The sequence below is a fragment of the Marinococcus sp. LNHM3E3-2.2 genome, assembly GCF_056034385.1.
In genome coordinates, this window is sequence record NZ_JBQLIC010000010.1 from 69,972 (window position 1) to 81,284 (window position 11,313).

9 protein-coding genes are annotated in these 11,313 nt (G+C 53.4%); all 9 read right to left on the reverse strand.

Going from position 1 to position 11,313, the window contains the following annotated elements:
- Positions 1-3: 3 nt before the first annotated feature.
- The 9 genes from ACTRXF_RS12950 to ACTRXF_RS12990 all read right to left on the reverse strand — a co-directional run bounded on the left by ACTRXF_RS12950 (position 4) and on the right by ACTRXF_RS12990 (position 11,154).
- Positions 4-324 carry a hypothetical protein gene (locus ACTRXF_RS12950; RefSeq protein ID WP_474263368.1) on the reverse strand — a complete coding sequence of 107 codons (321 nt, stop codon included), beginning with the start codon at positions 322-324 and terminating at the stop codon, positions 4-6.
- On the reverse strand, positions 308-775 hold the full coding sequence (locus tag ACTRXF_RS12955) for an acyl-CoA thioesterase (RefSeq protein WP_474279374.1): 468 nt from the start codon (positions 773-775) through the stop codon (positions 308-310). The genes ACTRXF_RS12950 and ACTRXF_RS12955 overlap by 17 nt, the downstream gene beginning before the upstream one ends.
- Entirely contained in the window at positions 750-3,113 is a 2,364-nt protein-coding gene (locus ACTRXF_RS12960; protein ID WP_474263364.1) for an AAA family ATPase, read from the reverse strand. The genes ACTRXF_RS12955 and ACTRXF_RS12960 overlap by 26 nt, the downstream gene beginning before the upstream one ends.
- Positions 3,114-3,308: 195 nt before the next feature.
- A complete protein-coding gene (gene acnA, locus ACTRXF_RS12965; protein WP_474263362.1) occupies positions 3,309-6,047 on the reverse strand; it encodes an aconitate hydratase AcnA in 2,739 nt (912 codons plus the stop codon).
- Positions 6,048-6,261: 214 nt separating this feature from the next.
- A complete protein-coding gene (locus ACTRXF_RS12970; protein ID WP_474263360.1) occupies positions 6,262-6,699 on the reverse strand; it encodes a DUF1694 domain-containing protein in 438 nt (145 codons plus the stop codon).
- A gap of 18 nt (positions 6,700-6,717) precedes the next feature.
- Positions 6,718-7,230, reverse strand: a complete 513-nt coding sequence (locus tag ACTRXF_RS12975; RefSeq protein ID WP_462867003.1) for a CcdC family protein — start codon at positions 7,228-7,230, stop codon at positions 6,718-6,720.
- 100 nt (positions 7,231-7,330) lie between these two features.
- Entirely contained in the window at positions 7,331-9,118 is a 1,788-nt protein-coding gene (locus tag ACTRXF_RS12980; protein ID WP_474263358.1) for an ABC transporter ATP-binding protein, read from the reverse strand.
- Positions 9,118-10,869, reverse strand: coding sequence for an ABC transporter transmembrane domain-containing protein (locus ACTRXF_RS12985; RefSeq protein ID WP_474263356.1), 1,752 nt, complete (start codon positions 10,867-10,869; stop codon positions 9,118-9,120). The genes ACTRXF_RS12980 and ACTRXF_RS12985 overlap by 1 nt, the downstream gene beginning before the upstream one ends.
- Positions 10,870-10,929: 60 nt before the next feature.
- The gene (locus tag ACTRXF_RS12990) at positions 10,930-11,154 is read right to left on the reverse strand and encodes a YneF family protein (RefSeq protein ID WP_022792130.1); all 225 of its coding nucleotides are present in this window, start codon (positions 11,152-11,154) and stop codon (positions 10,930-10,932) included.
- Positions 11,155-11,313 lie beyond the last annotated feature (159 nt).

Below are 11,313 nucleotides of genomic sequence, written 5' to 3' on the forward strand. Positions count from 1 at the left end.
AAATTATTTGTTTGAACGGGGAGCCTGGATACCAAACCGCTGCATCTGCGTCCACTGCTTTTCCTCGGACAGAATGTGCGCTTCATAGTCCCCCAGCAGGTCAAAATGCGGATAGTCTTCGCGGTAATGGATCCATCCGGCCTTCAGCCCGTACTGTCTGCCCCAGCGCGCAAGTGTTTCCACATCCCGGCAGGAGGCTTTTGTGACCGTATCACAGTCGGGAAAGCGCGGGTCATACCAGTAATGCGTCAGCAGGGCTACTTCGCCTGCCGCAGCCTTTCGTTTCCAGGCTTTCAGCTCATGGGCTTTAATGCCAAACGCCATCGTCTCCACCACCTTTGGCAGATCCGGCGGGTGTTTGCCCCGCCAGCCGGTTGTAGGCCTCATGCCAGTCCGGCAGTGCCCTGCGGATGGCCACCGGCTTAAACGTTTCTTTACGGACGCACACGTGGCTCGAAAACGCACGGATGCACGTCTCTCCTTTAGCGTTAGTCACAATATACCCATATTTTACACGTACTCCGTCATAAGAATCAATCCACGTTTCAATTTCCACGTCCTCGCCGTAGACAGCCGGCGTTTCATAATCGATATCAATGTGAAGCACCGGGAACAAATAGCCGGCTTTTTCGATATCCGGATAATGAAAACCCATCTCCTTCATATGATGCGTACGTCCAATTTCGCACCAGACCACATAGGAGCCGTGGTGGACGATACCCATCTGGTCCGTCTCAGCATATCGTACTTCAATTGGTGTATGAACGCTCTTCATGTCCTTCTTCTCCTTCGGATTTCACTCGTACTTCAAGCGCATGCTTTACGTCTTCGGCTGTAAGCTCGTGCAGGTTTTCATCGTTCTGCTCCGACTGGAACAGCCGGAAGGCCTGCTGCTGAAAGATTTCTTCAGCCACGTCTTCGGCGAGCCGGGCGTTGCCATCCGTGTTGGAAATGGCGTACCTGCTTTCAAGCAGCTCGCGCGCTTCCGGCTCAAAATGATAGCCGAACCGCTCGACCGAGCGCTCTGTAATCTCGGCCAGATCCTCGGGCGTATACGGCGGGAAGTAAAAGGTTTTTTTGAAGCGGGATTCAAGCCCTGGATTCATTTCAAGCAGCTGCTGCATCGGCTCCGGATAGCCGGAAAGAACAACCACCAGATTTTCGTCGTGCTTGGTCATTTCTTCGACGAGCGTATCAAGCGCCTCCCGGCCGAAGTCGCTTCGCGAGCTCGACATCAGGGCGTACGCTTCGTCAATAAACAGGACCCCGCCGAGGGCTTCACGAACCTTCCGCTTCGTTTTCGCGGCTGTCTGGCCGACGTACTCGGCGACGAGGTCGCTTCGGCCCGCGACGATGCAGTGACCGCGCTTTAAAAACCCGTATTCCTTCAGGATGCCGGCATACACCTGGGCGAGCGTCGTCTTGCCCGTGCCAGGCGGCCCGGAAAAGACGGTATGAAGCTGGATCGGCACAGTCGGCGCCCCTTCTTCGCGGCGCTGCTGCTGTACGCGGATAAAGGAGGCAAGCTTTTTCATTTCCTGTTTGACGTGGTCGAGGCCGATGAAGTCATCGAGTTGCTGCACGGCGGAGCGTTTGTCCTTCGGCTGTTCGCCTTCCGGCTCTTGGATGTCCTCAGCGGTCAACAGCGAAAAGTCGTCAATGCCGATATAGTCCTGGTTGCCGATCGCCGCCCCCTTCTGGAAAATGCTGTCGAGCACGATGTTTTTTACGGTCCGGCCGTTGCCGAACGTTTCGTCCACCTGTTCCTTTTCGATCCGTTCTTCGAGCACCCGTTTGCTTTCCTCGCTCAGGAAAAAGTCGTTTTCAAGTGCGACCTTTTCCCCGATTTCCATCAGCTCATCCATGCTGTAGTCGGGCAGATGGATATGGTTGCTTTCCGGAAACCGGCTGCGAAGACCCGGATTCGCGTGCAGAAACTGCCGCATTTCTTCCGGGTAGCCGGCCAGAATAACGGCGAACGTACCGGCGTATTCCCCGCTCGTCATCGCCGAGACCAGGGTATCAATCGCCGTCTGTCCGAAGTCGTTTCCGGCCATTCCTTCGCGTTTTAAGCTGTAGGCCTCATCAATGAACAGCACGCCGCCGACCGCTTCCTTGATCAGCGCCATGGTTTTTTCCTCGGTCTGACCGACGTATGAGCCGACGAGGCGGGAACGGTCGGTTTCAAGCACTTCATCACGCTGCAGCAGTCCGAGCTGATGATAAATTTTAGCGAGCAGGCGGGCGAGCATTGTTTTGCCCGTGCCGGGGTTGCCCGTCAGAATCATATGAAGGCTCCGTTCATCCTTCCACTGGTATCCCTGCTCCTTCCGCCGCTTCTGGTACTGCAGATAATGATACATATTATGGACGCGGGCCTTCACACCGTGCAGGCCGATCATGTCATTCAGCTCTTCAAGCGGGTCGGCATACTCCTCGCCCACCTTCGTGAGTGAGCTCGACGCTTCGTTCCACTTTTCCTTCAGCTGCTCTACATGGCTGATCGCTTCTTTAATCTCGCGCACAGCTTCGGGCGAATAAAACGATCCCGACGCGGTATCCATATAGGCCTGGGCGCTCGACGCCAGCCGTTCGCACGCCTGTTTAATGTTTTCAAGCAGAAACGGAAGCTCCCGCAGGTGTTCATTTTCCACCACGTTTAAAAAGTCCACGGTCAATTCTTCCGGATTCCACGTGTCAAGCGTATCATCAAGATACTGAATCATCTGTCGGCACTGCTCGCGCAGCTGTTCAGCCACGCGGTAGCGGGCCGATGCCGGATCCGTTTCGCGGAGCGGCGTCAGCTGGGTATCCAGAATATTTTCCTGAATGCTGTCGATCCGCTCCATCGGCCGAAGCTGCTGCAGAAGCGGCACCGAATCGTCAAGCTCCTCTGCTTTTTGCAGCCAGTTGCGGATCATCGGGTCAAACCGGCGCTGGTGCTTCCATCGGTCTCTGGCCATGAGCGCGTACACACGCGCGCAGCCGGAGGGCTGTTCGTTTTCCTCCAGTGTCCGGATGCACTCGTAGGCCCGTTTGACTGTGATATTATTTTCTTCTTTTTCCCATCTATCGATTATATCGTAAATGTTATTTTGCTCGTTAATTTGCAATAAAGGCACCCCCTATCGGGAAAAGGACGAAAATGAGTAGTCATCTTTATCGTATTCCCTGGTTGAACACGCATTAGTCCTTATTTTTATTATAAGAGGTTGATGAAGGTGTGACAAATTTTATCATTATGGTATGTGAAATTTTTAACCTCTTTCAAAAGAAAGCCCCGGGGAACCGGGGCCTTCTTCTAAACATTATTGATTGCGTTTTGCTTCTGCCGCTTCAAGGTTGTTGCGGAGAACCATCTGCAAAATACCACCGTGACGATAGTAATCCATCTCAACGTCACTGTCGAAACGGGCAACTACCTGGAAGGTAGTCGTTTTGCCGTCCTGATCAGTGGCAACGACGTCTATCATGTCATGCGGCTTTACGGTATTATCAATTTTTACATCGAATTGCTCTTCTCCGGTCAGACCGAGAGAATCAGCGTTTTCGCCTTCCTGGAACTGCAGCGGGAGCACGCCCATCAGCACAAGGTTACTGCGGTGAATACGCTCGAAGCTTTCCGCAATAACGGTCTTAATGCCAAGCAGGTTCGTCCCTTTCGCTGCCCAGTCACGGGAGCTTCCCATGCCGTAATCCTTGCCGGCCATTACAAGCAGGCCAGTGTTTTCCTCTTTATATTTCATCGCTGCATCATAGATGGACAGCACTTCACCGTTTGGCCAGTAGGTCGTATATCCACCCTCTGTGCCAGGCGCCAGCTGGTTTTTAATCCGGATGTTGGCGAACGTTCCGCGCATCATCACTTCGTGGTTACCGCGGCGGGAACCGTACGAGTTAAACTGTGCGGGCTTCAGTCCTTTTTCCATCAGGTAGCGGCCAGCCGGGCTGTCCTTTGCGATGGACCCTGCCGGAGAAATGTGGTCGGTCGTAACCGAGTCGCCGAATTTAGCGACAGCCCGCAGAGCACTCAACGGTTTAATGTCTTCCGGCTCCTTGGACATTTCTTCAAAGAACGGCGGATTCTGAATGTACGTGGAATCATCGTCAAAGTCGTACAGCTGCGCATTTTCGTCCGATTGCAGCTCGTTCCAGCGCTCGTTGTTGTCAAAGACATTCTCGTACTCTTCTTTAAAGAGGTCCGGAGACACGTTTTGCGTGATAAAGTCTTTGATTTCCGTCGCGGACGGCCACAGGTCGTTAAAGTATACGTCATTTCCGTCTTTATCCTTGCCGAACGAATCACGGTACATATCAAAGTCAACTGTGCCGGCCAGCGCGTACGCTACAACAAGTGGCGGCGATGCCAGGTAGTTGGCTTTGACGAGCGGGTGAATCCGTCCTTCAAAGTTACGGTTACCGCTCAGTACGGATGATACGAGCAGATCGCTGTCTGTAATCCCTTTTTCGATCTCTTCGAGCAGCGGTCCGCTGTTGCCGATACACGTGGTACAGCCGTAGCCGACCAGGTTAAACCCGAGATCGTTCAGATACGGCATCAGGCCGGAATCATCAAGATAGCGGGTAACAACTTTGGAACCTGGAGCGAGAGATGTTTTGACGTATTCCGGTACTTCAAGCCCTTTCTCCACCGCGTTACGGGCGACAAGGCCTGCACCGATCATCACGTATGGGTTGGACGTGTTCGTACAGCTTGTGATAGCTGCGATGGCAAGCGCCCCGGTTTTCATCGTCGACGTTTTGCCGTTTGGATGTTCGATAGTCGCTTCGTTGTCGATCTCCTCCGGAGACAGGCCGAATCCCTGGTTGCCGGCTGGAGCCGTAAGCGCATCATTGAACTGTTTTTTCATGTCGGATAAAGTAATCAGGTCCTGCGGGCGCTTCGGTCCGCTCAGGCTTGGTTCAATAGCCGCCAGGTCAATTTCAATCACCTGGGTGAACTGCGGTTCTTTTTCGGATGGATCAAAGAAGATGTGGTTGTGCTTGCAGTAGTCTTTTACAAGCTGCACATGCTCTTCATCGCGGCCGGTCAGGCGCAGATAGTTGAGCGCTTCTTCGTCAACCGGGAAGAACCCACAGGTCGCGCCGTATTCCGGTGCCATGTTGGAAATCGTCGCCCGGTCAGCAAGCGGCATTTCCGCCAGGCCTTCGCCGAAGAATTCCACAAATTTGCCGACAACGTTCGTTTCCCGGAGCTTTTGGGTAACGCGCAGCGCCAGGTCTGTCGCTGTCGAACCATTCGGCAGGGAGTTTACGAGACGAACGCCGACCACTTCCGGTGCCGGGAAGTAGGATGGCTGCTGCAGCATGCCCGCTTCCGCTTCGATACCGCCAACACCCCAGCCAAGGACGCCAAGGCCGTTGATCATAGTCGTGTGGGAGTCCGTACCAACGAGTGTATCCGGATACGTGTCCACTTCGCCGTTTTCTGTTTCTTTTGTGTGTACGACGGAAGCAAGGTACTCCAGGTTCACCTGGTGCACAATGCCTGTAGCCGGCGGTACAGCGCTGTAGTTGTTAAACGCTTTGGTTGCCCAGCTGAGGAGCTTGTAGCGCTCTTCGTTTCTCGAAAATTCAAAGTTCATGTTCTGGTTTAACGAGTCATCAGTACCGTAACGGTCCACCTGTACTGAGTGGTCCACCACAAGATCAACCGGAATTGCCGGGTCGATGACATCCGGGTCTCCACCGAAATCATTCATTGCTTTTCGAAGCGATGCAAGGTCCACGACTGCCGGAACCCCGGTAAAGTCCTGAAGAATAACGCGGGATGGTTTGAATGGCACGTCATACTTGGAGCCTTCTTCCGATCCCCATTTTGCTAAGCTTTCTACGTGTTCCTGTTTAATTACGTGTCCGTCCAACTGTCTTAGTACAGATTCGAGCAGCACACGAATGGAATATGGCAGCTTCGACACATCGCCGACTCCTGCATCCTGAATGGCTTTAATGTCGTAATAATAATACGTTTTGCCATTCGATTCAAAAGCCTTGCGAGCATTGAATACGTCTTGATTTTGAGCCATATGTACCCCTCCTTCTTGATCTATTATACAACAATCCAATAACGTTGTCGAAAAAGTAGATGAGGATAAGCAGAAAGGCCTGCAGCTGTATTACTTCACTGCCGCCTTTCCTGATCTGTTTCTCGACCCACTTTCATAGAATAGCAAAACTTTCCTCAAAGATAAATATTTTCGGATAAAAATTCGGAAAACGCTTGCCTCTTTTTTTCGTTTGTCAGATTCCGAGCAGCTTTTTCCACCACGGTTTTTTCTCTCCCGCGTCCGGATTTCCGGCATCTGCTTCCGGTTCATCCTCGGCAAATACGTCCTCGCGGTTAATCGCGGTGTCGGACGTGACGACCAGTCCGTACGTGCCCTCCGGATCGTCGTGCGTGACGCGCCGGTAGGGAACGCGCCGGGTTTCGGCTGCTTTCCGGTACGGCCGCAGCGCCTCAAGGCTCAGATGGCCGTCGACGAGTACTTCCTTCGCCTTACGGTCGTGCATTGCATTCAGCACTTCCTGGCGTATTCCTTTTTCCATCACCTGTTTTTTTGTCAGCGCCAGAATGACGCGTTCGCGGTACGTATCAAGATACAGACGACGCTCCGCTTCATTGGGCAGTTTCTTTCCGTGTATTTCATTTTGAAGGTGTTCGTTTACATCATTGGACATGGGCACTTCTCCCTTTCATTAGGATGAATGACGGGAGGGTACGGAGCTGTCAGGCTCCGGCTCCCGCTGAAGAACCTTTTCGAGCTGTTTGTATTTCACGGCCATGTAGACGCGCCACGGCACGAGCATGGCAAATGCCAGCAGAAAGAACATTCCGGCAAGCACTGCGGGCTCAATCGCATCGCCGATGATCAGCTTAATGATCGTCCGCACAATTAAGAGGCCGACCAGAATGAATGAAAAAGCTTTGGACCGTCGAACAAAAATCCGGCGTTCCCTTATTTCAAAAGACGTGGTGGCCATCAGCAGAAAGGAGAAAACAAACCCGACGAGAAGCGCCTCGCCGACCTCAAGCCCGGTCGGACGGGCCGGCGGGTAAACAAACATCAGCGCTCCCGTCGCCATGAAAAACGGCGGCAGCACGATTTTTTTGAATGTCGCCGGCTGCTTAATGGCTTTCATACGGATGACGATCACGACAGAAGCCATAAAAAAGGCCGTGAGGGTCGTAATAATCAGCAGTGTACTCACTTCGGCCGCCTTCCTTTCTATAAAAATAGGGTGTATCACATGAAGGCTTTCCTGCCTTTATGATACACCCCGAAGCGGCGGCCCGCAATTGTTCCCTCTTTTACAGCACTTCTTCATTTTCATGCTGAAGCCGGTACATTTTTTCATACAGCCCCCCGGAGGCAAGCAGCTCCTGGTGCGTCCCGCGTTCAGCAATTTCACCCTGATGCAGGACGATAATCTGATCGGCGTGCCGGATCGTGGAGAGCCGGTGGGCAATCATGATGGTCGTCCGGTTTTCCAGGAGGCTTGCAAGCGCCCGCTGGATAACTGCTTCACTTTCGCTGTCGATATTTGCCGTTGCCTCATCGAGTACGAGCACCTTCGGGTCATGGGCGACGGTCCGGGCAAACGTGATCAGCTGTTTTTCCCCATTCGAAAACGAGCTCCCCCGCTCTCCCACCTGTTCATCGTACTGGTCCGGGAGTGCTTCGATAAACTGATCCGCCCCGACGAAAGCAGCCGCCTGCCGCACTTCTTCATCGCTCAGCCGGTGGTTGTGCATCGCAATGTTTTCCCGCACCGTGCCGGTAAACAAAAACGGATCCTGAAGCACGAGCCCGACGTGCCGGCGCAGCGCCTCTTCCGGCCAGCGCTGCAGGTCCTTGCCGCCGAGAAAGATGGCGCCGGCATCGTGTTCATAAAACCGGAGCAGCAGGTTAATGATGGAGCTTTTACCGCTGCCGGTATGGCCGACAATCGCAATCGTCTCGCCTTCTTTTACCGACAGATTAATATCCCGGAGGACCGGGTGCTCGCCGTCATAGCTGAACGTCACGTGATCAAATTCGATCTCTCCGCTACGTGAGGCTTCTCCAGTCTGCCGTCCCCTGGTCACTGCTGCCTCCTGACCGGTCACATCCATTAAATGAAATACCCGGCCGGCGGAAACAATCGACTGCTGATACAGCGACATCTGCTGCATGATTTCATTCACCGGTTCAAAGAAACGCTCAAAATAGTTGACGAAGGCATAAATCACTCCGACCTGTACGGCCCCTTCCATGGATAAAATGCCAAAATACGACAGCACGCCGACGAGAGCAAGCACCGACACGAGGTCGATCGCCGGGCGAAGCAGCAGGCCGTCAATTTTCATGCTTTTCAGCCCGGCTTCGTAGTGGGCATCATTGATCCCGGAGAATTCCCGTTTCATCCGGTTTTCCTGCCTGAACAGCTGTATCACCGACATGCCCTGAAGGCTTTCATTAATTTTCGTGTTCAGCCGGCTCAGCTTGCCGCTCATTTCCCCGTAGTACCTGGCGCTGTAGCGGCGGTAGAGCATCATCAGCAGAAGCAGAAGCGGCATAATCAGTATCGCGGCTGCCGCGAGGCGGACATCCAGGAAGAACATGGCGATAAGCACCCCGACCAGAAACACCCCGTTCTGGATAAAGGTCGATAGCACTTCCATGTACAGCTCCCGGATCCGTTCGGTGTCGTTGGTTATCCGGCTCACGAGCGCCCCGGACGGTGTCTGGTCGTAAAAACGCATCGATGCGCCCTCGACGCTCGAAAATACGTCTACACGAATCTGCTGGATGCTTTTCAGCGCAATGCGCTGAAACCAGTACGTATGAAAATACACCATCACCGCGGAAAGAACGGTGGCCGCTGCGAAAATGGCCGCGAGCCACGCCAATTCATCCACCGGAAATACTCCCGGCGTCACGTAGCTGTCAATAAAGACCTTTACGAGATACGGACTGAGAAGCTCCGCGCCGACGCCGATCACAAGAAACGTACAGGCAAACGCCAGCAGCTGTTTGTGGACACCCGCGTACTTTAACAGCCGCTTCACGATCGCCCGCTGCTCCTGTTTGGTTAACACTTTATCCTCGTGCAGCATCAGCGGTCCCCCCTTTCCACCTGGGCCTTCAGTTCTTCGCGCTCCACCATTTCTGCATAGATGCCTCCGGCTTCCATTAAAGCACGGTGGGATCCGTTTTCGATGATCGTGCCGTGCTCCATCACCCATACCGCATCCGCTTCTTTTACCGTGCTCATGCGGTGCGTAACGATAAAGGTCGTTTTCCCCTTCCACTCCTGCTTCAGCGCTTCGAGGATCTGCTGCTCGGTGTTTGCGTCCACAGCGGACAGGGCATCATCGAGGATGAGAATTTCCGGATTCTGCAGAAGAGCCCTCGCAATCGAAATCCGCTGCTTCTGGCCTCCGGAAAGAGTGACACCGCGCTCCCCGACAGCTGTCGCGTATCCGTAGGGAAGCGCCACAATATCGTCATGAATGGCTGCGAGTCCGGCCGCACGCTGAATGTCCTGCTGGGTGGCCTCCGGGTTGGAGAAAGCGATATTGTCTGCCAGCGTCATCGAAAACAGGAAATGCTCCTGCGGCACATTTCCGAATGCGAGGCGGTACGTATCCAGATAATAGGCCTCCGCCGGCGTTCCGCCAATCGTAATGGCTCCGTCTCCGCTTTTCAGCTCCCGGAGAAGCAGCCGCAAAAGCGTTGTTTTCCCGCTCCCGGTCCGCCCGACGATCCCGATGGTCTGTCCCGGCTGCACGGACGCGTGAATATCGTGCAGCGCGCTCGTTTCCGAACGCGGGTAATAAAATTCATCTATATCTATCTGCACCGCCCCGGCCGGCACGTCCTGCACTCCGGCTTTCTGGTCGGTAATGTCAGTCCGCTCGGCCATCAGGCTACGAATGCGGTCATACGACGCGTGCCCGCGTTCAATAATGTTAAAAAACCATCCAAACGCAAGCATCGGCCAGATCAGCATACCCAGATAAACGCTGAACGTCGTTAACTGCCCGATGGTAATCGTTCCCTCGTTCACATATCCGGCGCCAAAGCCAATCGCGAGCAGATAGCATACGCCGATGATAAGGGTGATTGTCGGATCAAACAGGGCGTCAATGCGGGCGACCCGCTCGTTTTTGTCCACAACGTCCCGGGACTGCTCATCAAACGCTTCGATGTCTTCCTGTTCGTACCCGAACGTTTTTGTTACCTTCACGCCGGAAATGCTTTCCTGCGTCCGGTTGTTCAGCTGCGAAAAGGACTGCTGGGCAGCGCCAAACCGCTGATGAAGCAGATGGCCGTACCAGCTTGTTAACAGAGCCATCAGCGGCATCGGCAGAAGCGTAATCAGCGTCAGCTGCCAGCTGATGCCGATCGCCATGGCCAAAACGACGAATCCCCCCATGACGAGCGAATCCACAATCGTTAAGACGCCCTGCCCGGCCATCATCTGCACCGCGGTAATATCGTTGGTGGCGTGTGCCATCAAATCCCCCGTCCGCTTCCGCCCGAAAAAATCGCTGCTCATCCGCGTGAAGTGCTGATACAAATTGTAGCGGAGCGTACGGCCTAGATGAAGCGAGGAACCGAAAATCATAATACGCCAGACATACCGGAGCACGTACATACATATCCCTGCCGCAACCATTGCACCCATCCAGCCGGTCAGCATGCCGGTCGTCAGGCGGTTTTGTTCGATCGCATCGACCACCACCCCGACCACATACGGCGGCAGAAGGGAAAGCAGGGCCACAATAATGAGCAGCAGGATCCCGAAGCTGTACTTGAACCGTTCCTGCCAGAAAAACCAGCGCAAATCCCAAAAAGCGCGCATCCGTCTCACCCTCTCTATGGATAAAAAAGCACCCTCTAGAAGCTAGAAGGGTGCTGATCGTTATTTCTTATCTTGTTGTCGCTGCATTGCTTTCATCATTTGGTTGATCTTCTTCTGGGATGGGTTCTGCCCCATCTGCATCATCATAACGCGCAGCATTTGTTCATTAATAGGAGGATTCTTTTTCAAATAGTTCATCATCGTTTTTCTTGCGATAAAGAAACCGATGGCTATACCAACTAGTAAAATGACAATGCCGATAATTGTTAACCATAGCCAGCCCATGTGTCTTACCCCTTTCCCGAATACCTAACATATATGTGTGTGTTGTTAGCGTCTCTAAACAGACCTTGTTTATTATAACGCATTCTTTTATGTAAAGAAAGCACCGATTCGAAAGATTCAGCACCGGTGCTTAATTTTTCACCCGGATGAAAATAAGAG

Excerpts from the sequence above, each read along its gene's own strand:
- ACTRXF_RS12950 (WP_474263368.1), bottom strand. The coding sequence starts at position 324 with ATGGCGTTTGGCATTAAAGCCCATGAGCTGAAAGCCTGGAAACGAAAG.
- ACTRXF_RS12955 (WP_474279374.1), bottom strand. The coding sequence starts at position 775 with ATGAAGAGCGTTCATACACCAATTGAAGTACGATATGCTGAGACGGAC.
- acnA (WP_474263362.1), bottom strand. The coding sequence starts at position 6,047 with ATGGCTCAAAATCAAGACGTATTCAATGCTCGCAAGGCTTTTGAATCG.
- ACTRXF_RS12970 (WP_474263360.1), bottom strand. The coding sequence starts at position 6,699 with ATGTCCAATGATGTAAACGAACACCTTCAAAATGAAATACACGGAAAG.
- ACTRXF_RS12980 (WP_474263358.1), bottom strand. The coding sequence starts at position 9,118 with ATGCTGCACGAGGATAAAGTGTTAACCAAACAGGAGCAGCGGGCGATC.
- ACTRXF_RS12985 (WP_474263356.1), bottom strand. The coding sequence starts at position 10,869 with ATGCGCGCTTTTTGGGATTTGCGCTGGTTTTTCTGGCAGGAACGGTTC.
- ACTRXF_RS12990 (WP_022792130.1), bottom strand. The coding sequence starts at position 11,154 with ATGGGCTGGCTATGGTTAACAATTATCGGCATTGTCATTTTACTAGTT.